This window comes from Streptomyces cinnamoneus (assembly GCF_002939475.1).
Classification (GTDB): domain Bacteria; phylum Actinomycetota; class Actinomycetes; order Streptomycetales; family Streptomycetaceae; genus Streptomyces; species Streptomyces cinnamoneus_A.
The window spans coordinates 1,132,831-1,158,673 of the sequence record NZ_PKFQ01000001.1 but is presented as its reverse complement, the minus strand read 5'-3'; the positions used below and the strand labels follow the sequence as shown (position 1 = coordinate 1,158,673).

Below are 25,843 nucleotides of genomic sequence, written 5' to 3'. Positions count from 1 at the left end.
ACATACCTACGCCGGGTACGGGCTGCCCCGGCATTCGCCGGATCGCGGGCGGTGACCTTCGCCGACACGAGGTGCCCCCTCGGCCGTAGGGCCGAGGGGGCCGGGCGACGGAGAGGTCAGTTGATCGCCTTGATCAGCTCCCCGTCCGCCGTGTCGCCGCTCAGCTCCCAGAAGAACGTGCCGCCCAGGCCCTGACGGTTCTTGTAGGCCGTCTTTCCCGCGATCGTCGAGGGCGTGTCGTAACTCCACCAGTCGCTGCCGCACTTGGCGTAGGCCGTGCCGCCCACCGTGCCGTTGGCCGGACACTTGGTCTTGAGGATCCTGTAGTCCTCGAAGCCGTCCTCGTAGGTGCCCTTCGCGGGGCCGGTGGCCGTGCCGCCCGGGGTGGACCGGGTGACGCCCGTCCAGCCGCGGCCGTAGAAGCCGATGCCGAGCAGGAGCTTCGCCGGGGGGACACCCAGGGACGTGAGCTTCTGGATCGTGGCCTCCGTGTTGAAGCCGGCCTTGGGGATGCCGGTGTAGGAGGTGAGGGGGGAGTGGGGGGCGGTGGGGCCCTTCGCCTCCCAGGCGCCGAAGTAGTCGTACGTCATGGGGTTGTACCAGTCGACGGAGCGCGCGGCGCCCGCGTAGTCCGCGGCCTCTATCTTGCCGCCGGCCGAGGCGTCGGCGGTGATCGCGGCCGTGACCAGGTTCGACCCGCCGAAACGGGCGCGGAGTGCCGCCATGACGTCGCGGAAGGCGGCCCGCCCGCTGGTGTCGCAGGTCAGGCCGCAGGCGTTGGGGTACTCCCAGTCGATGTCGATGCCGTCGAAGACGTCGGCCCAGCGGGGGTCCTTCACCAGGCCGTAACAGGACTCGGCGAAGGCGGCCGGGTTCTTCGCGGCCTCGCCGAAGCCGCCGGACCAGGTCCAGCCGCCGAAGGACCAGACCACCTTCAGGCCGGGGTGCATCTTCTTGAGCTTGCGCAGCTGGTTGAAGTTGCCGCGCAGGGCGCCGTTGTCCCAGGAGTCGGCCTTGCCGTCGACGCTGCCGGCGGCGTCGTAGAACTTGTCGTAGTCCGCGTAGGCGTCGCCGATCGCGCACTTGCCGCCGGTGACGTTGCCGAAGGCGTAGTTGATGTGGGTGAGCTTGGCGGCGGAGCCGGACGTCTCGATGTTCTTGACGTGGTAATTGCGCTCGTAGACACCCCAGTTGGTGAAGTAGCCGACGACGCGCCGGCCGGCGCTGGTGTCGTCGCCCGAGGGGGAGTCGTCGGCGGTGGCGGGCACGGCGGCCAGTCCGGCCGCGAGCAGGGCCGAGCAGGCGGCCGTCGCGGTGAGCAGGGTGCGGGTGCGGTGCCGTCGTGGCGTTCCGGGCATGGCGGTCTCCTCGGTGGGGGTGGGAGAGGGGGGTGGCCGGGCGCTCAGCGCTTGGCATGAACGCGCTCAACGGAAACGGTGGGGAAACCGTAGAAGGACTAGACCAATACGGTCAATGGTTCGGACCAAAACGCCGCACCGAATCCCGGGGGGCGTTTTTCAAGATCCGTCAACCCGTGACGGGCGCCCCCCGATCGGGCATACTCCAACCCGCCACAGCCGCAGGTCACCGCGTTCCGCGACCCGGCGCGGGACCATCGGCTGGGCACAGACTGGTGGCGGCGCCGACACCCATGTGCGCCCGTCGCCGCAGCGCCCGACAGGGAGGAGAGCCGCCGCCATGAACCGACACGGCCCGCAGCCGGTGGAGCGCCAGCTGCCCACCGACGAAGCCCGCGACCTCATCGCGCTCGTCCGCGAGCTGGTCCAGCGGGAGATCCAGCCGAAAGCGGCCGAGGAGGAGGAAGCGGGACACTTCCCCCGTGAACTCTTCGGGCTGCTCTCCTCGTCGGGGCTGCTCGCCCTGCCCTACGCCGAGGAGTTCGGCGGCGGTGACCAGCCGTACGAGGTCTACCTCCAGGTGCTCGAGGAGCTGGCCGCCGCCCGCCTCACCGTGGGACTCGGCGTCAGCGTGCACACCCTCGCCTGCCACGCGCTCGCCGGATACGGGACCAAGGAGCAGAAGAAGGAGCACCTGCCCGCCATGCTCGGCGGCGGGCTCCTGGGCGCCTACTGCCTGTCCGAGCCCTCCTCCGGCTCGGACGCCGCCTCCCTGCGCACCCGCGCCACCCGCAGCGGCGACACCTGGACCATCGAGGGCACCAAGGCCTGGACCACCCACGGCGGCATCGCCGACTTCTACACCGTCCTCGCCCGGACGGGCGGCGAGGGTGCCCGCGGCATCACGGCCTTCCTCGTGCCCGGCGACGCCCCCGGCCTCGCCGCCGCGCCGCCCGAGCGCAAGATGGGCATGAAGGGCTCGCCCACGGCGCAGCTGCACTTCGACGGGGTGAGCGTCCCCGACGCCCGCCGCATCGGCGAGGAGGGGCAGGGCTTCGCCATCGCCCTCTCCGCCCTGGACTCCGGGCGCCTGGGCATCGCCGCCTGCGCCGTGGGGGTCGCCCAGGCCGCGCTGGACGAGGCCCTCGCCTTCGTCGGCGAGCGGCGGCAGTTCGGACGCCCGCTCGCCGACTTCCAGGGCCTGCGCTTCATGCTCGCCGACATGGCCACCCAGATCGAGGCCGGCCGCTCGCTCTACCTCACCGCGGCGCGGCTGCGGGACCAGGGACGGCCCTTCGCCAAGCAGGCCGCCATGGCCAAGCTCTTCTGTACGGACGCGGCGATGCGGGTGACCACCGACGCCGTCCAGCTCCTGGGCGGCTACGGCTACACGGCGGACTTCCCCGCCGAGCGCTACATGCGCGAGGCCAAGGTGCTCCAGATCGTCGAGGGCACCAACCAGATCCAGCGGATGGTCGTCGCCCGGCACCTCGCGGGCCCCGAGTCCGCCTGACCCCGTCCGCCGCGGCCCGGCCTGGCCGCGGCGGACCACTCCTACGAGCGGCTGGGTGCGCCGGGCACGCGCAACGGGCGCGAGCCCGGGCCGCCGATGTGCGAGAACGGCTGCCGCCGCCAGTCCAGGCTCTCCGGCAGCGTCAGCAGCAGCGCCGGGTCCATCCCGCACGCCGGGTCCCCACCGGCCGGAGCGGCGTCCTCCACACCGCGGCCCGACCCCCGGCAGACCGTGAGGCCGAACGGATTCCACGGGGACGGGCACAGTGCGTGCTCCGGCAGTACGTCCTCGTCGGCGAGCAACGCGATCGGGCGAGCGCAGTCCGGGCAGATCACCCGGAACATCTCATAGGTCTCGGCGTCGTACGGACCCTCGCCGTAGCCGTCGTCGTCCAGGCGCTCGTCGTCCAGGCGTTCCAGACTGGGCATGGTGTTTTCCCCCTCGGATGGGCCGGCCGGACATCTCGGCCCCGGCCACAGCAAGCACTTCCCTCGGGAGCAGGCGGGTAATCGCCGGGCCCGGGAGGACACGGGCGCATACCTGTGGCGTTTGTCACATAGGTAGTGCGCCTGTGGTGACGCCGACTGTGCCGCGCGCGCCGTAACCCAGTAGGTTGATCCGCGTGGAGGAGCTGGACAGAGAGATCGTGGAACTGCTCGTCAAGGACGGGCGGATGAGCTACACCGACCTGGGGAAGGCCACCGGCCTGTCCACCTCGGCGGTGCACCAGCGCGTGCGCCGGCTCGAACAGCGCGGCGTCATCCGCGGTTACGCGGCGGTGGTCGACCCCGAGGCGGTGGGCCTGCCGCTCACCGCGTTCATCTCCGTGAAGCCGTTCGACCCCAGCGCCCCGGACGACATCGCGGACCGCCTCGCCGAGATCCCCGAGATCGAGGCGTGCCACAGCGTGGCGGGGGACGAGAACTACATCCTCAAGGTCAGGGTGGCCACGCCGCTGGAGCTGGAGCACCTGCTGGCGCGGATCCGGTCGCTGGCGGGCGTCTCGACCCGCACCACGATCGTGCTGTCCACGCCGTACGAGGCGCGGCCGCCGCGCGTGGGCTGACGGCCCGTCCCCCGGCCGCCGGCGGCCCCGGTTTCAGGAAGGGGCGGTGCGGGGGTCAGACTTGGCGTCATGAGTGAGCGCCCCGGCAAGCCGCGTACCGTCCTGCTGCGCAACGGCACCGTCTACAGTCCCGCCGACCCCTTCGCGACCGCGATGATCGTGGAAGGCGACAGCGTCGCCTGGGTCGGCTCGGAGGGGGCCGCCGACTCCTTCGCCGACGGCGTCGACGAGGTCGCCGACCTCGACGGAGCGCTCGTCACCCCCGCGTTCACCGACGCGCACGTGCACACCACCGCCACCGGACTCGCCCTCACCGGCCTCGACCTGACCGGCGTCCCCACCCTCGCCGAGGCCCTCGGCCGGATCCGGGCGCACGCCGCCGCCCGCCCCGCCGACCGCGTGCTGCTCGGCCACGGCTGGGACGCCAGCGCCTGGCCCGAGGGACGCCCGCCCTCCCTCCGCGAGCTGGACGAGGCCACCGGCGGCCGGCCGCTCTACCTCACGCGCGCCGACGTCCACTCCGCCGTCGTCACCACCGCCCTCCTCGACCTCGTCCCGCGCGTGCGCGAACTGCCCGGCCACACGCCCGGCGCGCCCCTGACCGGCGCCGCCCACCACGCCGTGCGCGCCGCCGCGTACGCCAGCGTCACCCCCGCCCAGCGCACCGAGGCCCAGCGCGCCGCCCTGGCCCGGGCCGCCTCCCTCGGGATCGGATCCGTCCACGAGTGCGCCGGGCCCGAGATCTCCAGCGAGGACGACCTCACGGGCCTGCTCGCCCTCGCCGGCGAGACGCCCGGGCCCCGGGTGACCGGCTACTGGGCGCAGGCGCTCACCTCGGCGGACGAGGCCGGGCGCATCCGGGAGCTCGGCGCCGTCGGCGCCGCCGGCGACCTCTTCGTCGACGGCTCCCTCGGCTCGCACACCGCCTCCCTTCACGAGCCCTACGCCGACGCCGGCGGCGTCACCGGCACCGGGCACCTGGACGCCGCCGCCATCGCCGCCCACGTCGCCGCCTGCACCGAGGCCGGCATCCAGGCCGGCTTCCACGCCATCGGCGACGCCGCGCTCACCGCCGTCGTCGAGGGCGTACGGGCGGCCGCGGACAAGGTCGGCCTGGCCCGGGTCCGCGCCGCCCGGCACCGGATCGAGCACGCCGAGATGCTCACCCCCGAACTGATCGCGGGCTTTGCCGAACTCGCCCTCACCGCCTCCGTCCAGCCCGCCTTCGACGCGGCCTGGGGCGGCGACGACGCCATGTACGCCCAGCGCCTGGGCCGCGAGCGGGCCCGCACCCTCAACCCGTACGCGGCCATGCTGCGCGCCGGGGTGCCGCTCGCCCTCGGCTCAGACAGCCCCGTGACCCCCCTCGACCCGTGGGGCACCGTCCGCGCGGCCGCCTTCCACCGCACGCCCGGGCACCGGGTCTCGGTGCGCGCCGCCTTCACCGCGCACACGCGCGGCGGCTGGCGGGCCGTGGGGCGGGACGACGCGGGCGTCCTGGTGCCGGGCGCGCCCGCCGACTACGCGGTCTGGGCGACCGGCGACCTCGTCGTACAGGTCCCCGACGCCCGGGTGGCCGACTGGTCCACCGATCCCCGCTCGGGCACCCCCGGCCTGCCGGACCTCACGCCCGGCACCGCCCTGCCGGTCTGCCTGCGGACGGTCGTGGCCGGACGGACGGTGCACACCCGCCCGAACGAGTGAGGGACGTGATCGGCGTACCGCCGAACGATGTGCGGCGGGGCCGTCGCCAAACGGCCCCATCTGCCGTACTGACCTGCTGATTTGAGCGAGGCACGCAGGTCGTGCCCGTATTGACAGGGAGCGGGCGGCGGCCGGTAGGTTCTCGCTGTCCACCACAGGACGTCCGGCCGGTGCATCTCCACACAGTCGTCGAACGCCACTGGGCCATGGGGGCGGGGTGCCGCAGAAGGCGGCCCGCCACTGGGAGCCAGGTCCAGCGCACGGGGGCGAGGGAAGGTTCCGCCAGGCCGGCAGGTGCGACCCGGGTGGGGCCCGGACGTTCAGTAGACAACGGCTCTCGGTCGACCCGCAGCCAGCGGATCCCAGGCCGGCCCGAAGGACGCCGGGCCCCCATTCCGCTCATGACGTCCGCCCGCCTCCCGCGCGGATCATGCCGTGCGCCCCGGCGGGCCGCACCCGGTCCGGCGCGAGGTACCGTCGAGCGATACACCCGAAACGCTCCAGGAAGGCGCGACCTTGCCCTCGGGTTCCGAAACCACTCCGCGAGCCACCAGCCCGGCGGCCGAAGCGCCCGTGCGCGAGGCCGGGGCACCCGCCACCGCGCCCCCGGCCGGTGCGAAGGCGCCCGCGCGCCCCGGGCGGGCCGTGCGCCTGGCCCGGCTCGCCCGCCGTGAGGCGCCCCGCACCGGCCTCGCGGCCGCCGCCGGACTGGCGCTCGCCGCGGCCTTCCCGCCCTACGGCCTGTGGCCGCTGTCGGTCCTCGCCGTCGCCGCGCTGGCCCTGCTCACCCGGGGCCGCACCGCGCGACAGGGGGCGTGGACGGGATTCGCCTTCGGGCTGCCCTTCTTCTTCGTCCTGCTGCGCTGGCTCCACGTCGTGGGCTACGACGCCGTGACCGGGCTCTCCGTGATCGAGGCGCTCTTCGTCGCCCTGCTCGGGGCCGGGCTCGCCATGACCTCGCGGCTGCCCGGCTGGCCGCTGTGGGGCGCCTGCCTGTGGATCGCCCAGGAGTGGGCCCGCGACCGGGTGCCCTTCGGCGGCTTCCCCTGGGGGCGGCTCGCCTTCGCCAACACCGGCTCCCCCTTCACCCCGCTGGCGGCCCTCGGCGGGGCCCCGCTGGTGACCTTCGGGGTGGCCCTGGCGGGCGGACTGCTGGCGTACGCCGTGGTGGGGGCCGCCCGGCTGCGGGCGGGCGCGGCCCGGACGGTGCGGGCGGCGCTGCCCGCCGTGGGGGCGGTGGCCCTCGCCGGAGCCGTCACCGTCGCCGGCTACGCCGTGCCCCTTCCCACCGGCGCGGACGACACCGCCGACATCGCGATCGTGCAGGGCAACGTCGAGAAGCCCGGCATGGACTTCCTCGGCCGGCCGCTGATGGTCCTCGACAACCACGTCCAGGCCACGCTCCAGCTGGCCCGGGACGTCGAGGCGGGCCGGACCAAGCGGCCGGACCTGGTGATCTGGCCGGAGAACTCCTCCGACCTCGACCCCTTCCAGTACCCCGAGGCCCGCGAGCGGATCGAGGAGGCCGTCCGCGCGGTCGGCGTCCCGGTGCTGGTCGGAGCCCTCGTGGACCACCCGGACAAGCCGGGCTACATCGACAACAAGGGCATCGTCTGGGACCCCGCCACCGGCCCGGGCGCCTCCTACGCCAAGCAGCACCCGGTGCCGTTCGGCGAGTACGTGCCCTTCCGGGCGCAGCTGAGCAAGGTCATCACCCGTCTCCAGCGCGTCCCCCGCGACTTCTACCCCGGCGACCACACCGGTGTGCTCCAGGTCGGCCCCGCCCGGCTGGGCGACGTCATCTGCTTCGAGGTCGCCTACGACGAGATCGTCCACGACACCGTCAAGGCCGGCGCCCGCGCCCTCGTCGTCCAGACCAACAACGCCACCTACGGCCGCACCGGCCAGCCGGAACAGCAGCTGGCCATGTCGTCCCTGCGGGCCGTCGAGCACGGCCGGGCCGTGGTGACCGCCGCCACGAGCGGCATCAGCGCGGTGGTGGCCCCCGACGGCAGGGTGCTCCAGCGGAGCGAGGAGTTCACCCGCGACGTGATCACCGCGCGCATCCCGCTGCGCGACGGTACGACCGTGGCGGACCGCGTGGGTGCGGCTCCCGAATGGGCGCTCGCTATCGTGGGACTTCTGGCCTGTGCGGCCACCCACCTGATCGGCCGTCGGGTCCGGCCGGAGGGAACCGAAAGAGACATGGACAAAAAGGGGCAGCTGTGACAGACGCCGGTCAGCGGAGATACGGCCCGCTCGGCACGACCTTGGTGATCATTCCGACCTACAACGAGGCGGAGAACATCAAGCCCATCGTCGCCCGGGTGCGGGAAGCCGTACCGGAGGCGCACGTCCTCGTCGCCGACGACAACAGTCCCGACGGCACCGGCAAGCTCGCCGACGAGCTCGCGGCCGAGGACGACCACGTCAAGGTGCTGCACCGCAAGGGCAAGGAGGGGCTCGGCGCCGCCTACCTGGCCGGCTTCCGCTGGGGCCTGGAGCACGGCTACGGCGTCCTGGTGGAGATGGACGCCGACGGCTCCCACCAGCCCGAGGAGCTGCCCCGCCTGCTCACCGCGCTGGCCGGCGCCGACCTGGTGCTCGGCTCGCGCTGGGTGCCCGGCGGCCGGGTGGTGAACTGGCCCAGGTCCCGCGAGTTCCTCTCCCGGGGCGGCTCCACCTACTCCCGGCTGATGCTCGACGTGCCGATCCGCGACGTCACCGGCGGCTTCCGGGCCTTCCGCAGGGAGACCCTGGAAGGGCTGGGCATGGAGGACGTGGCCTCCCAGGGCTACTGCTTCCAGGTCGACCTGGCCTGGCGTGCGGTGAAGGCCGGGTTCCACGTCGTGGAGGTGCCCATCACCTTCGTCGAGCGCGAACTGGGCGACAGCAAGATGAGCCGCGACATCGTCGCGGAGGCGCTGTGGCGGGTCACCTCGTGGGGCATCGGCTCGCGGGTCGGCAAGGCCCTGGGCCGCAAGGAGTCGTAAGGGGCCCATAAGCGCCCGCTCCGTCTCCGGCCGCCTCCCAGGCACACTTGAGGCATGACGTTCGGAACGCAGCAGCAGCCCGTGAACAGCCGACCGCCCCGGCGGAGCCGCGCCCGCAGGATCGTTCCCCTGGGCGTGGCGGTCTGGGCGGTCCTGGAGATCTGGCTGCTGACCTTGGTGGCCCACGCCGCGGGCGGGCTGGCCGTGCTGGCCCTGCTGGCCGCCGGAGTGGTCCTCGGCTCGTACGTGATCAAACGGGCCGGGCGGCGGGCCTGGCAGCGGCTGACCCAGTCCCTGCAGACCGCCCCGGGGGCGACGCCGGCGCCCGAGGAGGGCGGCGGCAACGCCCTGACGATGCTGGGCGGGCTGCTGCTGATGGTGCCGGGCCTGATCTCCGACGCGGCCGGGCTGCTCTGCCTCTTCCCGCCGACCCGCGCGCTGCTGCGGGGGGCCGTGGGGCGGCGCCTGGACCGCGCGGGCGGCCCCGTCGGAGGTCTCGGGGACGCCTACCGCCAGGCGCGCGCGGGCGGGCCGCAGGACGGCAAGGTCGTCCAGGGCGAGGTCGTCCACCACGACGAGCCGCCGGCGCCCCGCCACGACGACCCCCAGCTGCCGCGCTGACCCCTCGCCCGGCGGGGCGGGGCACGACGCGCACAAGGGCCCGGGCCACTGCTGAAGCGCAGTGGCCCGGGCCCTTGTCGGTGCTGTCGTAAACGGTCGCGCGGAGCGCCCGCCCTCAGGCGGACTTGCGGGTGTCCCGCGGGTGCACCGCGATGTTCATGGCACCGGAGCGCAGGACGGCCAGCCTCTCGGCCAGCACCTCCTCCAGCTCCTCGCGGGTACGCCGCTCCATGAGCATGTCCCAGTGCGTACGCGCAGGCTTGCCCTTCTTCTCCTCAGGACCGTCGCCGTCCACCAGGAGTGCCACGGCGCCGCACGCCTTGCACTCCCACTCCGGCGGAATCTCCGCCTCTACCGAGAACGGCATCTCAAATCGATGGCCGTTCGGGCATGCGTACTCCACCGCCTGGCGCGGGGCCAGATCGATGCCGCGGTCGGTCTCGTAGCTGGTAACCACAAGTCGCGTGCCGCGGAGAGCTCGCTCACTCATGAATCGTGCCTCCCGGGCTTGTCGCCCACAGGACAGGTGTCGCTGTCGTCGTCATCCGGTCAACGTCCGGTCGGCGGTGAAGATTCCCCGTTGAGGGACATGCGTCGCCCGTCGTGCCGCCCCTTGTTGTACCCACCAGCGCCCGTTTTGTCACATCTGACAACAGATGTCACCCTGTGTTTCCGCTGCTTGAGCGCGCAGTAACGGTCCGCTTGGTAGGTCGAAGGCGTACACTACCGGCCCGCAAGTTTCCGGCCTAAACCGGGTCCGGAACATCGTGCGCGGGCAAGATCGGAGAAATGGGTTCCGCTTCGCTGGGGCCGCCTGTTTCCGGCAGGGCGAAGACCTTCAGGAAGAACTGCGCCAGGGGTCCGATCGCCACCGCGAAGAGCACGGTGCCCACGCCCAGCGAGCCGCCCAGGGCGAAGCCCGTCGCCAGCACGGCCACCTCGATGCACGTCCGCACGAACCGCACCGAGCGGCCCGTCCTCTTGTGCAGGCCGGTCATCAGCCCGTCCCGCGGACCCGGCCCGAAGCGCGGCGCGATGTAGAGCCCGGTCGCCAGCCCGCACAGCACGACCGCGACCAGCAGCAGAGGGATCCGCGCCCACAGCGACTCCGGGCGCGGCGTGAGGCTCAGCGTCGCGTCCAGGGCCAGGCCGATCACCAGCACGTTGGAGACCGTGCCCAGTCCGGGGCGCTGCCGCAGGGGTATCCACAGCAGCAGCACCAGCACGCCCACGGCGATGCTGGCCGTGCCGATCGACAGCCCCGTGTGCCGGGAGATGCCCTGGTTCAGCACGTCCCACGGCGCCAGCCCCAGCCCCGCGCGCACCTGCAACGCGGCGCTCATTCCGTACAGCACGAGCCCGCCGTAGAGCTGGACGAGACGGCGGGCAAGGAGCGACCCCCCTGATGCGGACAACGAAAACCTCCGGAGCGGTGGTGCGAGTGGCCTGAGGCATGACAGTCTGTGGACTGGGTCAACTCAAGATCCATGGCCAATTCCGGGAAGGTGGACTGCAAGCGATGACTCAGTGGACCTCTTCCGTGGGGGCGCCACAGCTGGCGCGCCTCCTCGGATCACAGCACGCCCGCGACACGGTCACCTCGCTCGGCGCCCGGCGGGCGCCCGCCTACCGCAGCCTCGCGGACGGCATCCGGCTGCTCGTCCTCGAGGGCCGGGTGCCGGTCGCGGCCCGGCTGCCCGCCGAACGGGAGCTGGCCGCCGCCCTGGCCGTCAGCCGCACCACCGTGGCCGCCGCCTACGAGGCGCTGCGCGGCGAGGGCTTCCTGGAGTCCCGGCGCGGCTCCGGGAGCTGGACCGCGGTGCCCGCCGGGAGCCCCCTGCCCAGCCGGGGCCTCGACCCGCTGCCGCCGGAGGCCGCGGCCTCGGTGATCGACCTGGGCTGCGCCGCCCTGACCGCCCCCGAGCCCTGGCTCAGCCGCGCCTTCCAGGGCGCGCTCGAGGAGCTGCCGCCCTACGCCCACACCCACGGCGACTACCCCGCGGGCCTGCCCGTCCTGCGCCAGGCCATCGCCGACCGCTACACCGCCCGCGGCATCCCCACCATGCCCGAGCAGATCATGGTCACCACCGGGGCCATGGGGGCCGTCGCCGCCATCTGCCGGATGATGGCCGGGCGCGGCGAGCGGGTCGCCGTCGAGTCGCCCTCGTACGCCAACGTGCTGCAGCTGATGCGCGAGGCGGGCGCCCGGCTGGTGCCCGTGGCCATGGCCGACGGGCTCGCCGGCTGGGACCTGCCCGCCTGGCGCCAGGTCCTGCGCGACGCCGCCCCGCGGATGGCCTACGTCATCGCCGACTTCCACAACCCCACCGGCGCCCTCGCCCCCGAGGAGCAGCGCCGGGAGCTGGTCGAGGCGGCCCGGGCCGCCGGCACCCTGCTGGTCGCCGACGAGACCATGTCCGACCTGCTGCTCGACCCGGACGTCGACATGCCGCGTCCCGTCTGCGCCTTCGACCCCGCCGGCAGCGCGGTCATCACCGTCGGCTCGGCCAGCAAGTCCTTCTGGGCGGGCCTGCGCATCGGCTGGGTCCGCGCGGCCCCCGACGTGATCCGCGGCCTGATCGCCGCCCGCGCCTACGCCGACCTCGCCACGCCCGTCTTCGACCAGCTCGCCGTGACGTGGCTGCTGACCACCGACGGCTGGGACGAGTCCATCGCCATCCGGCGCGCCACCACGCGCGCCAACCGCGACGCCCTCCTCGCCTCGCTCGGACGGCACCTGCCCGACTGGGAGTTCACCGTTCCGCACGGGGGCCTGACCCTGTGGGTGCGCACCGGCGGGCTGTCCGGTTCGCGCATCGCGGAGGCGGGGGAGCGGCTGGGCGTACGGGTGCCCTCGGGGCCGCGCTTCGGGGTCGACGGGGCCTTCGAGGGGTACGTGCGCCTGCCGTTCACGGTCGGGGAGGCGGTGGCCGAGGAGGCCGCCGCCCGCCTCGCCGAGGCCGCCCGCCTCGTGGCCAGCGGCGCCACCGCCGCCCTGGAGACGCCCCGGACCTACGTGGCCTGAGGGCACTACTCCGTGGGCTGGAACGGAATCGGCCCGTCCCCCTCGCCCCGCGTCGCGGGCCAGGCGGGCGCGGGCGCCGCGCCGGCCCAGTCCGGCAGCAGGCGCAGCACCGCCCGGCGCTGCGCCTCGCTCGTCGCCTCGTCGTGGGGGTCCGGGGTGGCCGGCACCTGGAGCCTGAGCACCGGGCCCGCGCCCAGGCGCGCGTAGCCCCGGCCGGGCGGCACACGGTCGGTGGGCGTGGTGCACGGCGGCGCGCCCAGCACGGCCGCCACCTGCTCGGGGGAGACGGCCCCCAGCACCACCCGCGCCTCGGTCTGCCCCGGCAGGTGCGGTGCGAGCAGCCCGGCACTGTCGAGCTGCTCGCCCACGACGACGGTCACGTTGGCCATCCGGCCGTGCCGAAGCGGCACCTGGAGCAGCTCCTGCGGATCGGGCCGGCCCTGGCCGGCGGCGAGGTGGCTCAGCGCGGCGGGCCGGTCGACGACGATCCACAGGGGGCGCCGGATGTCGTCGGGCGCAGGACGTCCCTGCCGCCGGGCGTAGTTGGCGGTCATGAGCCGCCGTTCGGTCTCGTGGCAGGCCCACTCCAAGGTGGCCAGCGCACCCGAGAACGAGGACTCGACCGTCAGCACCCCCTCCCGGCCCACGAGGCAGGCGAACTCCCCGGTGCTGCCGCCGTCCACGACCACCACGTCGCCGTGGAGCAGCGCCTGGAGCGTGAGCGAGCGCAGCAGGGTCGTGGTGCCGGCGGCGGGCCGGCCCAGGACCAGCAGATGCGGTTCGGTGGAGCGCTGGCCCGTGCGCCAGACCACCGGGGGCGCGTCCCTGGGCACGTCGCCGTCCAGCACCGGAAGGGTGCGCTGGACGGCCGTCGCGTCGGTGAAGCCGAGCACGGTCTCGCCGGGCGCGGTCACGAACGGCTGGGCCCAGATGCCGGTCGACAGCTCCGGCAGCGCGGTCAGGGTCAGGTGGTTGGTGGCCTCGTCCCAGTCGAACCGGTACTCGCGGCCCCGCCCGGCCTTCAGGTGCAGCAACTGCTCGATCCTGGCCCGCGATTCCGCCTCGCCGTCGGTGAAGTAGCCCGGGTAGCGCAGCCGGAGTCCGGTCAGCTGCCCGAGGTCGTCGAACTCGTGGTCCTCGAAGGCGTGCCGCCAGCTGCCGCCGTGCCCGTACAGGGGCCGGGGGTCCTGGGGGGCGGAGAAGTACGGCACGAGGGCCTCGTACAGCCCCTGGAGCCGGGCGCCCTGCTCGTCGCCGTCGATCCGCTCCACCACGTGCCCGGCGCGGGCCGGCCGGCCGCCGCGCTCGCGCCCCGCCCAGACGCCCGCGATCACCAGCGACACCGTGGCCAGCGTCGGTCCGTAGGGGATGAGGGCCACGATGACCAGGCACGAGACGACCAGCAGCACCGTGGGGCCGCGCCGGTCCTTGGGCATCCGCTCCCAGGAGCGCCGCGCGGAGGCGGCCAGGGCGCGCATCCCGCGGGCGATGATGATCAGCGGGTGGAACATGTCCCTGGCGTTGTCGGCGACCGCGTGCGCGAGATCCCGGCTGTGGGGGAGCTGGGTGCTGTCGGTCAGGGGACGGGGGAGACCTCGCCTGCCCACGTCGGCCTCCTCACGTCGGTGCGGCGGTGGGCCAGGCGGCTAGAACCTGATGCCGCCCAGCAGGCTGGCGAGGCTGGCGCCGCCCGCCCGGATGCTGGGGGCCACGGCAGTGCTGGAGAGGTAGAAGCCGAAGAGGGCGCACACCAGTCCGTGTGAGGGCTTCAGGCCGTCCTTGCGGAAGAACAGGAACACGACGACACCGAGCAGTACGACGCCCGAAATGGAGAGGATCATGGGAATCTCCTGGAACTGGGGGCGGTCACCACGAGCACCTCCAGCTTCACAGAAAGTATTGATCCGGCAACTGGGAACAACCCGTACGGAGGACCGCAGACCATGCCCGAGCAGACTCCCGAGACCGACGAGCCCGCACACGACCCCGAGGTGCTCCAGCTCGCGGCCAAGGTCTTCGACCTGGCGCGACACGGGGACACCGACACCCTCGCCGCTTATGTGGACGCGGGCGTTCCGGCCAATCTCACCAACGACAAGGGCGACTCGCTCGTCATGCTCGCCGCCTACCACGGCCACGACCGGGCGGTCCTCGCGCTGCTCGAGCGCGGTGCCGATCCCAATCGGCCCAACGACCGGGGCCAGACCCCGCTCGCGGGTGCCGTCTTCAAGGGCGAGAGCGAGGTCGTGCGCGTCCTGGTCGAGCACGGCGCCGACCCGGCCGCGGGAGTGCCCTCGGCGCTCGACACCGCGGCCATGTTCGCCCGCCAGGACCTGCTGGACCTGCTCCAGGGCGGCTGACCCGAGCGGGCCGGGGGCGCTGACACCCGTCACGAGCCGGTTGACATATCCTCTCAGCGCCCTTGGCACGGCGGCCGCCGCGGCACGTTCCTTAGAAGCCTCTTAAAGCGGTTCGTTATCAACTCCTCATGCACTTCACCAACTCCAGCCGCACCGCTCGTGCCGCCGCGGTCGCCCTCGCGGTGACCCTCCCCTGCGTCACGCTCGTCACCGGCGCGGCCGACGCCACCTCCCCGCCGGCCCAGGCGGTCCGCGTCCACGACCACCTCGTGGACGTCCCCGTGGCCGGCGGCACCGCCACGATCGACACCACCACCCTGCGCGTCACGGCCCGTACGGCCTCCGGCAGCGTCGAGCTGTCCGCGCCCGCCGCCGGTGCCCCCGGCACCCCCGGCCGCGTGACCACCACGGCCGACGGCGCCCGCTGGACGTACGGGAACACCGGACTGACCGTCACCGCCCGCGCCGAGAAGGGCCGCCTGCTGGTCTCCGTCCGGTCCACCGGCAGCGCCGACCACACCCTGAAGTGGCCCGTCACGGGCGGCGATCCGGCCGCCTCCGCCCTCCAGCTGCCGCGCGGGGAGGGCCTGTCCATCCCCGTCGGCGACACCTTCTGGAACTCGCCCGAGGCCGGCCTGGCCGGCAGCTCGACCGGCATGGACTCCGGGCTCACCCTGCCCCTGTGGGGCTACACCACCGGCCGCACCGGCGTCAGCTACCTCGTGCCCACCGACATCGGCACCACGCTGGACATCGCCTCCGAGAAGGGCAGGCTGCGCACCACCGCCGCCCACACGTTCTCCCGCGGTGACGGCACCACCGACTACACCGTCGCCTTCAGCCTCACCGACGGCTCCCCGGTCGCCCCCGCCGTCGACTACCGCGCCTGGATGAAGGAGCACGGCCAACTCGGCAGCCTCAAGCGCAAGATCGAGGCCGTCCCCGCCAACAAGAAGCTGCTCGGCGCCTTCCACGCCTACGTGTGGGGCAAGGCCCGTACGCCCGAAGGCATACGGAAGCTGCGGGCGCTCGGCGTCGACAGGATGTGGATCGGCTACGACTCCGGCCCCAACCCCATGAACGCCGCCGCCGTCAGCGCCGCCAAGGAGGCCGGCTACCTCGTCGGTCCCTACGACTCCTTCGCCAACGGCCAGGACCCCGCCACCTCCGACACCCCCACCTCCACCTGGCCGGACAAGGTCTACCCCGACTTCTGCGTCCAGCGGGCCGACAAGACCCCCGAGCCCGGCTTCCACGACCGCGGCTGCTACCTGAGCACCGAGGCGTTCGAGAAGGCCGAGCCCACCCGCCACTACCTCGCCGACCGCACCCGGCAGATGACCGCCAACGGCGCCGACAGCTACTTCCTCGACGTCGACGCGGCCGGTGAGCTGTGGCGCGACCACAGCCCGTCCCACCCCCAGACCAAGGCCCAGGACCGTGCGAACCGCCTCGCCCGCATGAAGCGCCTGGCCGACGGCGACAAGCTGGCCCTCGGCTCCGAGGCCGCCGGCGCCTGGTCCAACCAGGTCCTCTCCTACGACCACGGCTCGGGCACCCCCGTGCACGACGGCCTGTGGAAGGCCGAGCGGGACAAGCAGAAGTGGGGCGGCTACGCCCCCGAGAAGGCTCCCGACACCTTCTTCAAGCCCGCCGAACTGCCGGCGGACGTCGCCAAGGCCATGTACGACCCCACGTACCGCGTCCCGCTGTTCGAGACGGCCCTCCACGACTCCCTCGTCAACGTCGAGCGCTGGGAGCTGTCGTACGACAAGCTGCCGCGCCAGAAGACCGACCGGGCGCTGCTGGCGATGCTCTACAACACCCCCCTCAACTTCGTCATCAGCGGCGACTCCCTCGACAAGCAGGGCGGCGAACTGGCCGCTCTCCAGAAGTACTTCGCCCCCCTGCACCAGGCGGCGGGCACCGAGCCGATGACCGGCTTCCGCACCCTCACGCCGGACCGCACGGTCCAGCGCACGTCCTTCGGCGACGGCACGCTCACCGTGACCGCGAACTTCGGCCCGAAGACGTACGACGGACTGCCGGGCGGTTGTGTCGACGCGAGGCTGAAGGGCGACAAGGAGGCGCGCCGCCTCTGCCCGGCGGACGTCAACCGGTAGGGGCCGCCCGCCGCGTCGTCCCCGGGGCGGGTCAGGGGAGGAAACCCAGCACCGTCTCCACCGTGTCGGCCTCCTCGGCCCGCTTGTCCTCCCGGTACCCGAGCACCCGCGCGAACCGCAGCGTCACCCCCGCCGGGTACCGGGTGGACCGCTGGAGACCGTCGAACGCGACCTCCACCACCAGCTCGGGCCGCACCGTCACCACGAAGCCGTCGTCGTTCAGCGCCAGGCCCAGCAGCCGCTCCGTCTGCCAGGTCAGCATCGCGTCGGTCATGCCCTTGAACGTCTTGCCGAGCATCGCGAACGAGCCGTCCGGCCGGCGCGCCCCCAGGTGCAGGTTCGACAGCTTCCCCCGCCGCCGCCCGTGCCCCCACTCGGCCGCCAGCACCACCAGGTCCAGCGTGTGCACGGGCTTGACCTTCAGCCACGAGGCGCCCCGCCGGCCCGCGCTGTAGGGGGCGTCCAGCGCCTTGACCACCACGCCCTCGTGCCCGCGCCGCAGCACCTCCGCCGAGAACTCCCGCGCCGCCGCCCGGTCCCGCTGCTCCGCCGGGTCCGCGACGACCAGCCGCCGTACGCGCAGCGGCCCCGGCACCACCCGGGCCAGCACCGCGTGCCGCTCGGCGGCCGGCAGCTCCAGCAGCTCGCGGCCGTCCACGGCCAGCACGTCGAAGAAGACCGGCGAGAGCGGCAGCGCGGTGCCCGCCGCCGCCACGTCCAGCCGGGACCCGACCCGGCCGGCGGTCTCCTGGAACGGCCGGGGGCGGCCCTGCGGGTCCAGGGCGATGACCTCGCCGTCCAGCACCACCGAGGAGACCGGCAGGTCCAGGGCCGCGGCCGTCAGCTCCGGCAGCCGCTCGGTGATCTCGTCGAGGGTGCGGGTGTAGACCCGCACCGTGCCGCCGTCCCGGTGCACCTGCACCCGGATGCCGTCCAGCTTCTCCTCCACCGCGCACGGGCCCAGCCGGTCCAGCGCCTCGTCGACGTCCTTGGCGCTGTGCGCCAGCATCGGCAGCACCGGCCGCCCCACCTCCAGCCGGAACCCCGCCAGCGCCGCCGGGCCCGCGGCCAGCAGCGCCCGGGCCACCGCGCCGAGCGAGCCGCCGAGCATCACCGCCCGCCGCACCTCCTGCGGCGGCGCACCCACCGCGGCCGCCAGCCCCTCCACGGCCAGCGCGTCCAGGGCGCCCTGCCGCAGCTCGCCCCCGATCAGCCGGAGGAGGAAGTGCTGCTCCTCGGCCGTGGCCGCCGCCAGCAACGCGCCGACGAGCCGCTTGCGTTCGCCCTGCGCCCCCGGACCCGTCACGGCGGCGATCGCGCTGAGCGCCCGGTCGACCTCCCCCACGGTCAGGGTGGCCCGGCCGGCCGGAGCGGGGGCGTGCCGCAGGGTGCTCCAGCCCACGCCGATCCTGCGCTGCGGCAGCCGGCCCGCCAGGTACGGGATGACGACCGGCGCCTCGTCCGGCTCGGCGTCCCGGAACAGCCCGGCCAGCAGGGCCACCTTCTCCGACCGGGCGCTCGTGGCCGCGATGCGCCCCGACACCTGTGCGATCTCGGCCAGCAGCATGCCCTCATGGTGCTACGGGCCCGGCCCGACCGGCGGGATTTCACCTGTGCCGGATGCGAACGGCTGAACACCTGCTGGTGTCGCTGATGCGCGCGTGGTTGTCTGCGCGTGCTCGTACCGTTTCCTCAGGGGGAAGGAAAACCCATGAAGTCCCTTGCCCGTACCGCGGCCGCCGCCGCGGCCGCCGGGGCGCTGACGCTGCTCGCCGCGCCCGCCTCCCAGGCCGCGCCCTCCGCCGCCTCCGCCTGCGTCACCGCCGCCGACCAGCGGTCCTTCGGGCGTGGCGAGATATCGCTGTGCCCGCAGAGCGACGGCACCACCCGCGTCACCGGCTACGTCGAGGACCTGCTGCCCGGCAGCGGCTGGGGCGCGCCGGACGGCCGCTGCGCCGGCTGGTACCTCCACATGGGTCCGGACGACGGGATGATCGGGCCCATCGTCTGCCCGCACTTCAGCAGCGATCACCAGGCGAAGAAGACGTTCGACTACGCGTTCAAGCCCGCCTCGCCGGTGACGTCCGCCTCCCTCGGGGCGTTCTCCCTCTGACGACCCCACGGGAAGGGCCCCGGTCCAGGCCGCGACGGCCGGACCGGGGCCCCTTCCCGTGGTGGGACCAGCTGTTCCGTACGCATCTCGTATGAATGCTCCTATGAACATCCGCGCGTCACGGTGCGTGATGTCGGGCACACCTAGTGGAATTGTCGTAACCGGGTGGTGCGGTGCCGAGTTTGACGCACCGGCACCGCAGGACGACGACGCAGGACGGAGCAGTGGTTCAGCCATGAGCAAGCGCCAGAAGGGCCGCCGACACCGCAGGGTCAACCGCACCCCACGCCCGGTGGGGTCCTCCCGCCCGCGCACCCCGCGCCCCGAGAGCAGGCCGGAGGCGCGGTCCGAGCCGCGCCAGGTGCCCGACCTCGGCCGGCACGAGGCGCGGACCTGGGACGGGCTGCGCGAGGCCGGTGACGGCGGGGCGTCCGTGGACGACCTGTGCGCCACCGTCGGCTATCAGGCGCGCACGATCGTCAAGCACGTCACCGGCCTCGCCGGCCACGGCCTGGCGGAGCTGCGCGGCGACCGGTGGTACGCGACGGCCGAGGGGCGGCTCGTCTGCCGGTGACGGCGGCGGGCCGGGGGAGCGGGGTGCTCCCCCGGCCCGCCCTCAGCCGATGTTCCGGGCCGCGCCGCCCTCCCGCCGCCTGCGCGCGAGGGCGGCCAGCACCGCCTCGTGGGCGAGCAGGTCGTCCGCCGCGTGCTCCAGCGCCGCCGCCGCCGTCTCCGCGCGGTCCGCCTGGCCCGTGATCCGCCGGCGCACCGCCGCGCCCTCCGCGCCGGGCAGCGTCACCGCCGCGGCGGCCTCACGCAACCGCCCCGCCTGTTCCCGCAGCCGCAGGGCCTGGGCCCGCACCGCCTTTGACCAGGACGCGCGGGCCGGGGCCGTCACCGCGGCCCCGCCCACGGCGCGAAGGGGTTGCGCACGCCCTCCAGGGCGGGCGCCAGCTCCGGGTGGTGACGCAGCAGGACGTCGCGCATGCTCGTGCGGTCGATCCACTCCAGGCCCTCCGGCGTGTAGACCTCCGGCCGGTAGTCGCTGGTGAAGAAGCGGTCGCTCTTCAGCCGCCGGGACGCCATCAGGACGAACACCCGGAACGCCGTGTCGCTGAAGGCGAAGCCGCGCGGCTTGGGCTCCGCGTACATGCCGACCATCGTGTCCACCCGCTCCAGCCGCCCGTCGTAGACCTCGCGCAGCTCCGCGGCCAGCCGGACGTCCCCGCCGGTCAGTTCCTCGAAGGTCCGCACCGGCGGCCGGTGCAGCGCGGCGCGGAAGGCGGTGTAGCGGGGGACGCCGCGCTCGCGGTCGCGCAGGACGTCCACGGTGCCCAGGTCGACGCGCTCCCCGGACACCCGGGCCAGATCCCGTAGGCAGTCGGGATGGTTGTGCAGGGTGATGGCACCGGGGTGCATGGAGCCGAAGGAGTAGAACAGGTCGGCGAAGCCCCAGTGGTCCACCGCCTTGCGGGTGGCCAGCGCCTGTAGCGGCTCGAAGCCCGTACGCTCGATGAGGGCGCCCGTGCGGTGCGAGCGGATCTCGTACTCGTCGCGGATCAGCGGGTGCAGCCGGTAGGAGGTGACGAACTCCTCCGTCATCGAGTACGGGGCGGCGTGGTGCCGGGTGGGGGAGCCGGGGATGCCGAAGAGCGCCTCGCCGCGGCCGAAGCGCCGCATCCGGCGGCGCAGCCGGGCCGGCAGCACCCCGTACCAGTTGACGTGCATCGCCGCCCGGGTGACCGGCTGGTCGATGACGGCCGGCGTCCACTCCACGGTGTGGATCTTCGCCATGACGGCCGCGTTCACCAGCCGCGCGGTGTGGAAGAGCCGCTCGTCGTCCCAGGTCGGGTGGCAGGAGGCGATGCGGTCGCAGATCGCGTTGTGCTCCTTGGCGAAGAGTGTGTGCAGCAGCGACAGGCCCACCCAGTAGTTGTCGTTGAAGCCCGTGGCGTCGATGCCGGAGAGCCCCGCGCGCCTCTCGTCCGGCAGCCGGCCGTCCACGACGGCCAGCTTGCCGCCCTCACCCGTGCGCAGCGCCCGGCACCGCTCCTCGGTCGACCCGTAGACCTGCGAGCCGTCCCACCAGTGGGTGACCGTGTTCTCGTACGTCGGCGGCCGGCCGGTGCCGGTGTGCGCGAGGGGGTCGGGGCGGGTGCGGCGTACGAGCATGGGGCACTGCGGCCAGTCGTCGTCCGGGGCGAGGGGGACCTCCAGCGGCCGGTCGACCTCGTTGTCGCCGTGGCTGAACCAGCCGTGGTTCTGGAACTGGATCCAGGCCGCGGCCAGCAGGTTGAGGGTGCGAGCCGGCCGGAACCCGGCGTCCCGGCTCAGCAGGCGCCTGCTGACCTCGCGCGGGGCGGGCGCCAGCAGGCCGTCGCGCTCCGCCTCGGGAAAGGTCTGCGGCAGCGCGCAGTTGCGGTCGAAGCGGGTGCCCGCGCGGCCCATGTCGAGGTCGTCGGGGTCGTAGCCCGAGCCGTCGTAGCTGCGGTGGGGCAGCAGCTCGGGGCTCGGCCGGCGGGGGCGCTCGCCTCCGGCGCCGTGGGTGTCGTGCAGGTTGTGGGCGCGCAGCAGCTCCCGCTGCCGTCTGATCTCCCACAGCGCCAGGGGGAAGGGCAGGTCGTGCCACTCGCGGCGGGGCCGGGGTGCCGGGGTCATCTCGCTCCAGAGAGGGGGAACGGTCGGTTCGGTGGTGGTGGGAGGGGGGCGACGGCTTCCGCGCTCACCGGTCGTGGAGGCGGAGGACGACGGTCTCCTCCACCCGGCCGCGGTAGGGGGCCAGCAGGGCGTCCACCTGGTCGCGGGCGTGGGGCACCACCTCGTCGAGGCCCTGCGCGTACGCCTCGGCGCCGTGACACCGGGGGAAGTCGTGCGAGGGGTCGGCCCAGGTGATCTCCAGCCAGTCGGCGGGCACGGGGAAGACGGAGACCGGGCTGCGGCCCTCCAGGTTGGGCACCACGTCGTGCTCGTTGACGAGGCTGACCACCCGCGTCTTCGGGTCGTACGGGCGTTTGAAGTCGACCGGCGAGCCGACGGCGACCACGTGGGTGAGCCGCCACCGCTGGTTGACCTGCGGGATCTCGGTGAGGTTCATGGCCGCGATGCCGCCCAGGCTGTGGCCGACCAGCGCCACCGACGCCCCCTCCGGCACCGTCCGCACCAGGGCCTTGCGGACCGAGCGGGTGTACGGCGAGTCGTTGCGGCCCACGGCGGTCACCGCGCCGACCAGGTCCTGCGGAGTGGGGTTGCGGGGCCGCCCGAAGGCCATGCCGGGCAGCAGCACCACGTACCGCGTGACGTCGTCCGGGCCGGTCACCCGCTGGACCAGCATCCGGCCGTCGTTGCCCAGGACCGCCAGGTTCCGCAGATGGGCGCCGATGCCGCCGCCGGGATCGAGCCGGTCCAGGAAGCCGGCGTCCGGGGGCTGGACGACGGCCCTACCGGGGCCGCGGTCCCAGCGGGCCCACGCCCCGATCGACAGGCCCAGCAGCGGATCGCCGTCCGGGCGGGTGCCGGTGACGATGTGCCAGGCCGCCGCGTCGTTGAACGGGTTCTCGTCCACCAGCGCGTTCCACGCCATGACCTCGGTCAGCGACGGCGCCAGCCGGGACAGCACCCGGTCGGCGCCCTGCGCGCGGACGCCGTCGCGGAAGATCCGCAGCGCGAGCGTCTGCCGGTCCGCCTCGACGGCCTCCAGCAGCCGCCGCACCAAGCCGTCCTCGGCGAACTCCGGATGCCGCGCCGAACACAGCCGGATCCGCAGCTTGAGCGAGGTCACCGCCACGTCCACCGCCAGGTTCGCCCGGCCCGTCAGCAACCCGCCCAGCCGGGCCGCCCGGCCCAGCCGTCCGCCGTCCGGCGCGTAGCCCAGCCCGGAGGGGGCGGTCAGCGCCCCGCCCAGGGCCCGCAGCGCCCGCAGGCCGCTGCGGGGGGAGCGGCCCAGCGAGGCCGCCAGCGCCGGGTCGCAGGACACGGCCGTCACCACCCGGCCCGCCTCGCGGATCGCGCCCGCCACCTCGCCCAGCGTCCGGGCCACGGCGGCCAGGGCGGCCGCGTCCGTGCCGGCTCCGGCGCGGGTGCCGCTGTCGGTCGTCACCGCTCCTCCGGCGCCGGGCAGGGGCGGTAGCCGATCCGCAGCCGCGTGGCGTCGAAGCCGTGCGGCAGCGGCCGGCCGGGGTCGAGCCGCACGCCGGCCACCGCCAGTTCGCCGCCCCGCAGGAACTCGGCGACGAAGCCGGTGGCCAGCAGGATCCCCAGCTCCGTGCCGCTGCACCGCGCCTCGCCCCGGCTGAACGGGCTGACGGCCCAGTCCTCCCCGGCCGTGCCGTCCAGCCACTTCTGGGGAGCGAACCGGTGCGCGTAGTCGATGCGCTCCTCGTCGCGGGCGTGGAACGCGGCCGGCACCAGGACGTTCACCCCGCCCGGCGCCACGGCCGTCCGCCACCGGGTCTCCGCCGTCGTGCGCCGCATCAGGCTGGGTACCGGCGGCCACAGCCGCACCGCGTCCTGGACGCAGGCGCGTACGTAGTCCATGGCCTCGAACCCGGCCACCGTGTGGGCGCCGTGGCGCCGGTCCGCCTCCCTGACCTCGCGGACGGCCCGCGCGTGGTGGCGCGGGTGGGTGGCGAGCAGGGAGAGGGTCTGCACCACGGCGGCGTGCACCACGCCCAGCGCCATGAACCAGTGGGCCACCTGCCCCTCGGGCGCGGTCTCCGGGCCGCGGGGCGCCGTCCGGAACAGGCCGGTCAGGCTGCGCGGGTCGGCGTCGCACAGGTACCGGGCCTGGCGCTGCATCATCCGCCGGCGCAGCCGGCGGGTCCGGGCCGCCCTCCAGCGCCGGGCGCCCATCCAGTTGGCCTCCGCCAGCAGTTCCCCCAGCAGACGGGAGAACTCCTCGTCGTCGGCCGCCGCCTCGCCCAGGAAGCAGCGCCGCCCCACGCGTTCGACGCGCTCACGGATCTGCCCGGCGGTCAGCCCCGCCTCCGCCTCCGGGCCCAGCAGCGCCCTGGACTCCTCGCCCACGACCCGCAGGAAGTGCCCCGCGAGCCGGTGCACGGGCAGGCCGGCGTCCAGCACGGCGTCGTTGAACGCACGGCGCGCCGTGCGCTGCCGGCCGTGCGAGGCGACCAGCGCCTCGGGCTGCACCGCGGCGAAGCCGCTCACCTTCTCCCACGTGTCGACCGCGTACACCTCGACGGGCCCGGACAGCACCTGCCGGGCGTCCTCGGCGTCGAGCACCAGCAGCGTGGGCCCGGACGTGCCGCGCACCACGACCGGTCCGCGCCCGTGCCGGCGGCGCAGCCGCCGCATCGTCTCCGCGCCGTGCCGGCCGGGGTCCAGCCGGGCCACCAGCCGGCCCACGCGGGGCCGGGCCCGGAAGACGCCCTTGAGGTAGTTGGGCAGGAAGTAGAGGAGCGTCAGCCGGAGGTTCTCGCTCCGGGAGGCGGTGGGCAGGGCGGTCCGGATGGCCGCGTCCGTCCGCGCCTCGCCGCCGAAGGTCTGGCTGGTCCAGGTCATGCCAGCACCTTCCCGGGGTTGAGCAGCCCCTCGGGGTCGAGCAGGCGTTTGACGTCCCGGTGCAGGCGCAGGCTGCGGGGGGAGAGCTCCCGGGCGAGCCAGTCCCGCTTGAGGGTGCCCACGCCGTGCTCGCCGGTGATCGTGCCGCCCAGTTCGAGCGCCGCGGCCATGATGGCGTCGTACGCGTCCTTCGCCCGCCGCACCGCCGACGGGTCGGCGGGGTCGAAGACCACGGTCGGATGGAGGTTGCCGTCACCGGCGTGGCCGACGGTGGCGATGAACAGGTCGTGCTCCTGGGCGATCTGCTCGATCTGTTCGATGAGCACGGCGAGCCGGGCACGCGGCACGGCCACGTCCTCGATGAACGCCGTCACCTCGCGGTCGCCGGCCCCCGCGTGCGCGGCCAGCGCGGGCATCACCATCCGCCGGGCCCGCAGCACCTGCCCGGTTTGCTCCTCGTCCTCGGCCGCGGTGACGGACAGCGCCTTGGCGTCCCGGCACAGCTCCGTCATGGCGCGCACCCGCTCCCGTGCGTCGGGGGCGTCGCTGGCCACGATGAGCGTCGCCGCGGCCTCCGTGCGGTCGCCGCCCAGCAGGGGGTGGCCCAGCGCCGCGACCGCGCGCGTCGTCGCGCGGTCCAGCAGCTCCAGCGCGGACGGCACGTGGCCCTCCCGGATGATCGCCCCCACGGCCTCGCCCGCGTCGGCGGTGGACGCGAACCGGGCCAGCAGCGCGAGGGCCGGCGGCCGCGGCGGAACCAGCGCCAAGGTCGCCTCGACGATGACGCCCAGGGTGCCCTCCGACCCCACGAACAGCCGGGTGAGGTCGTAGCCGGCCACGCCCTTGACCGTGTTCCGGCCGACGCGCAGCACTTCGCCGTCCGCCAGGACCACCGTCAGCCCCAGGACGTAGTCGGCGGTCACCCCGTACTTCACACAGCACAGCCCGCCCGCGCCGGTGGCGATGTTCCCGCCGATCGTGCACGTCTCGAAGGACGCCGGATCCGGCGGGTAGCACAGCCCCTCCCCGGCGACGGCCGCCGCGAGGTCGGCGGTCACCACGCCCGGCTCGCAGCGCACCAGGCGGTTGCCGGTGTCGATCTCCAGGATGCGGTTCATCCGCGTCATGGACAGCACCACACACCCGGTCACGGCGTTCGCGGCCCCCGCGAGACCGGTGCGGGCGCCCTGCGGCACCACGGCGACGCCCCGGGCGCGGGCGGTGCGCACCACGTGCTGGACCTCCTCGACGGTCTCGGGACACACGACCACGGCGGGTCTCCCCGCCGCGCCGAAGGGGGCCGCGTCGCGGCTGTGGCGGGCGAGTTCGGCCTCGTCGGTCAGCAGGGCGTGCGGGGGCAGGACCTCGCCGAGGGCTGTGAGCAGGGGGTTCTCGACGGAGACGGTCATGGGCAGCTCCATGCGGTGGGGCCCGGAAAGGGCGTCAAGGA

The 25,843-nt window shown here is 74.2% G+C and carries 23 protein-coding genes; 11 read left to right on the top strand and 12 right to left on the bottom strand.

The features are described 5' to 3' along the window. Positions 1-116 precede the first annotated feature (116 nt). Positions 117-1,358 (bottom strand): glycoside hydrolase family 18 protein, encoded by a 1,242-nt coding sequence (locus tag CYQ11_RS04530; protein WP_099197572.1) that lies wholly within the window; start codon positions 1,356-1,358, stop codon positions 117-119. A gap of 340 nt (positions 1,359-1,698) precedes the next feature. Between CYQ11_RS04530 and CYQ11_RS04525 the strand changes: the two genes are divergently transcribed. Then, positions 1,699-2,871 carry an acyl-CoA dehydrogenase family protein gene (locus tag CYQ11_RS04525; protein WP_099197571.1) on the top strand — a complete coding sequence of 391 codons (1,173 nt, stop codon included), beginning with the start codon at positions 1,699-1,701 and terminating at the stop codon, positions 2,869-2,871. A gap of 41 nt (positions 2,872-2,912) precedes the next feature. On the opposite strand, the gene CYQ11_RS04520 is transcribed toward CYQ11_RS04525, so the two are convergent. Continuing rightward, positions 2,913-3,299: a hypothetical protein gene (locus CYQ11_RS04520; protein ID WP_099197570.1), complete on the bottom strand. Its 387-nt coding sequence runs from the start codon at positions 3,297-3,299 to the stop codon at positions 2,913-2,915. Positions 3,300-3,493: 194 nt separating this feature from the next. Between CYQ11_RS04520 and CYQ11_RS04515 the strand changes: the two genes are divergently transcribed. The 5 genes from CYQ11_RS04515 to fxsA all read left to right on the top strand — a co-directional run bounded on the left by CYQ11_RS04515 (position 3,494) and on the right by fxsA (position 9,255). After that, positions 3,494-3,937: an Lrp/AsnC family transcriptional regulator gene (locus CYQ11_RS04515; RefSeq protein WP_030365423.1), complete on the top strand. Its 444-nt coding sequence runs from the start codon at positions 3,494-3,496 to the stop codon at positions 3,935-3,937. Between the two features lie 69 nt (positions 3,938-4,006). After that, positions 4,007-5,641 (top strand): amidohydrolase, encoded by a 1,635-nt coding sequence (locus CYQ11_RS04510; protein ID WP_099197569.1) that lies wholly within the window; start codon positions 4,007-4,009, stop codon positions 5,639-5,641. A 516-nt stretch (positions 5,642-6,157) separates the two neighbouring features. Continuing rightward, positions 6,158-7,870: an apolipoprotein N-acyltransferase gene (lnt, locus tag CYQ11_RS04505; RefSeq protein WP_099197568.1), complete on the top strand. Its 1,713-nt coding sequence runs from the start codon at positions 6,158-6,160 to the stop codon at positions 7,868-7,870. Beyond that, positions 7,867-8,634: a polyprenol monophosphomannose synthase gene (locus tag CYQ11_RS04500; RefSeq protein ID WP_099197567.1), complete on the top strand. Its 768-nt coding sequence runs from the start codon at positions 7,867-7,869 to the stop codon at positions 8,632-8,634. Before lnt ends, CYQ11_RS04500 begins: the two co-directional genes overlap by 4 nt. Before the next feature lie 54 nt (positions 8,635-8,688). After that, positions 8,689-9,255: an FxsA family membrane protein gene (gene fxsA, locus CYQ11_RS04495; RefSeq protein WP_099197566.1), complete on the top strand. Its 567-nt coding sequence runs from the start codon at positions 8,689-8,691 to the stop codon at positions 9,253-9,255. Positions 9,256-9,370: 115 nt separating this feature from the next. On the opposite strand, the gene CYQ11_RS04490 is transcribed toward fxsA, so the two are convergent. Both CYQ11_RS04490 and yczE read right to left on the bottom strand, forming a co-directional pair. Next, positions 9,371-9,745, bottom strand: a complete 375-nt coding sequence (locus tag CYQ11_RS04490) for an RNA polymerase-binding protein RbpA (protein WP_004948858.1) — start codon at positions 9,743-9,745, stop codon at positions 9,371-9,373. Between the two features lie 256 nt (positions 9,746-10,001). Beyond that, positions 10,002-10,598 carry a membrane protein YczE gene (yczE, locus tag CYQ11_RS04485; protein ID WP_240003146.1) on the bottom strand — a complete coding sequence of 199 codons (597 nt, stop codon included), beginning with the start codon at positions 10,596-10,598 and terminating at the stop codon, positions 10,002-10,004. A 176-nt stretch (positions 10,599-10,774) separates the two neighbouring features. Here yczE and CYQ11_RS04480 point away from each other — a divergent pair, with 176 nt between their 5' ends. Further along, positions 10,775-12,280 (top strand): SCO1417 family PLP biosynthesis transcription factor, encoded by a 1,506-nt coding sequence (locus tag CYQ11_RS04480; protein WP_099197564.1) that lies wholly within the window; start codon positions 10,775-10,777, stop codon positions 12,278-12,280. Between the two features lie 5 nt (positions 12,281-12,285). Here the strand turns inward: CYQ11_RS04480 and CYQ11_RS04475 are convergent, their stop codons facing one another. After that, the gene (locus tag CYQ11_RS04475; RefSeq protein ID WP_099197563.1) at positions 12,286-13,887 is read right to left on the bottom strand and encodes a hypothetical protein; all 1,602 of its coding nucleotides are present in this window, start codon (positions 13,885-13,887) and stop codon (positions 12,286-12,288) included. A gap of 39 nt (positions 13,888-13,926) precedes the next feature. After that, positions 13,927-14,121 (bottom strand): hypothetical protein, encoded by a 195-nt coding sequence (locus tag CYQ11_RS04470; RefSeq protein ID WP_099197562.1) that lies wholly within the window; start codon positions 14,119-14,121, stop codon positions 13,927-13,929. A 102-nt stretch (positions 14,122-14,223) separates the two neighbouring features. Between CYQ11_RS04470 and CYQ11_RS04465 the strand changes: the two genes are divergently transcribed. Beyond that, a complete protein-coding gene (locus tag CYQ11_RS04465; protein ID WP_099197561.1) occupies positions 14,224-14,640 on the top strand; it encodes an ankyrin repeat domain-containing protein in 417 nt (138 codons plus the stop codon). A 128-nt stretch (positions 14,641-14,768) separates the two neighbouring features. After that, positions 14,769-16,763, top strand: a complete 1,995-nt coding sequence (locus CYQ11_RS04460; protein ID WP_099197560.1) for a glycoside hydrolase — start codon at positions 14,769-14,771, stop codon at positions 16,761-16,763. Between the two features lie 31 nt (positions 16,764-16,794). On the opposite strand, the gene CYQ11_RS04455 is transcribed toward CYQ11_RS04460, so the two are convergent. Then, complete coding sequence (locus CYQ11_RS04455; RefSeq protein ID WP_099197559.1) at positions 16,795-18,330, bottom strand: ATP-dependent DNA ligase; 1,536 nt, start codon at positions 18,328-18,330, stop codon at positions 16,795-16,797. A 144-nt stretch (positions 18,331-18,474) separates the two neighbouring features. Between CYQ11_RS04455 and CYQ11_RS04450 the strand changes: the two genes are divergently transcribed. Together CYQ11_RS04450 and CYQ11_RS04445 are read left to right on the top strand one after the other, a co-directional pair. Continuing rightward, positions 18,475-18,876, top strand: a complete 402-nt coding sequence (locus CYQ11_RS04450; RefSeq protein ID WP_099197558.1) for a hypothetical protein — start codon at positions 18,475-18,477, stop codon at positions 18,874-18,876. 235 nt (positions 18,877-19,111) lie between these two features. After that, on the top strand, positions 19,112-19,450 hold the full coding sequence (locus CYQ11_RS04445; protein ID WP_099197557.1) for a hypothetical protein: 339 nt from the start codon (positions 19,112-19,114) through the stop codon (positions 19,448-19,450). Positions 19,451-19,492: 42 nt separating this feature from the next. Here the strand turns inward: CYQ11_RS04445 and CYQ11_RS04440 are convergent, their stop codons facing one another. The 5 genes from CYQ11_RS04440 to CYQ11_RS04420 form a co-directional block, all read right to left on the bottom strand. Continuing rightward, entirely contained in the window at positions 19,493-19,789 is a 297-nt protein-coding gene (locus tag CYQ11_RS04440; RefSeq protein WP_099197556.1) for a hypothetical protein, read from the bottom strand. After that, entirely contained in the window at positions 19,771-21,534 is a 1,764-nt protein-coding gene (locus CYQ11_RS04435; protein ID WP_099197555.1) for a peroxidase family protein, read from the bottom strand. Before CYQ11_RS04435 ends, CYQ11_RS04440 begins: the two co-directional genes overlap by 19 nt. A 64-nt stretch (positions 21,535-21,598) precedes the next feature. Next, entirely contained in the window at positions 21,599-22,972 is a 1,374-nt protein-coding gene (locus CYQ11_RS04430) for a lipase family protein (RefSeq protein WP_099197554.1), read from the bottom strand. Beyond that, a complete protein-coding gene (locus CYQ11_RS04425; protein WP_099197553.1) occupies positions 22,969-24,393 on the bottom strand; it encodes a cytochrome P450 in 1,425 nt (474 codons plus the stop codon). The genes CYQ11_RS04430 and CYQ11_RS04425 overlap by 4 nt, the downstream gene beginning before the upstream one ends. Continuing rightward, positions 24,390-25,802 carry an FAD-binding oxidoreductase gene (locus CYQ11_RS04420; protein WP_181143578.1) on the bottom strand — a complete coding sequence of 471 codons (1,413 nt, stop codon included), beginning with the start codon at positions 25,800-25,802 and terminating at the stop codon, positions 24,390-24,392. Before CYQ11_RS04420 ends, CYQ11_RS04425 begins: the two co-directional genes overlap by 4 nt. Between the last annotated feature and the right edge of the window lie 41 nt (positions 25,803-25,843).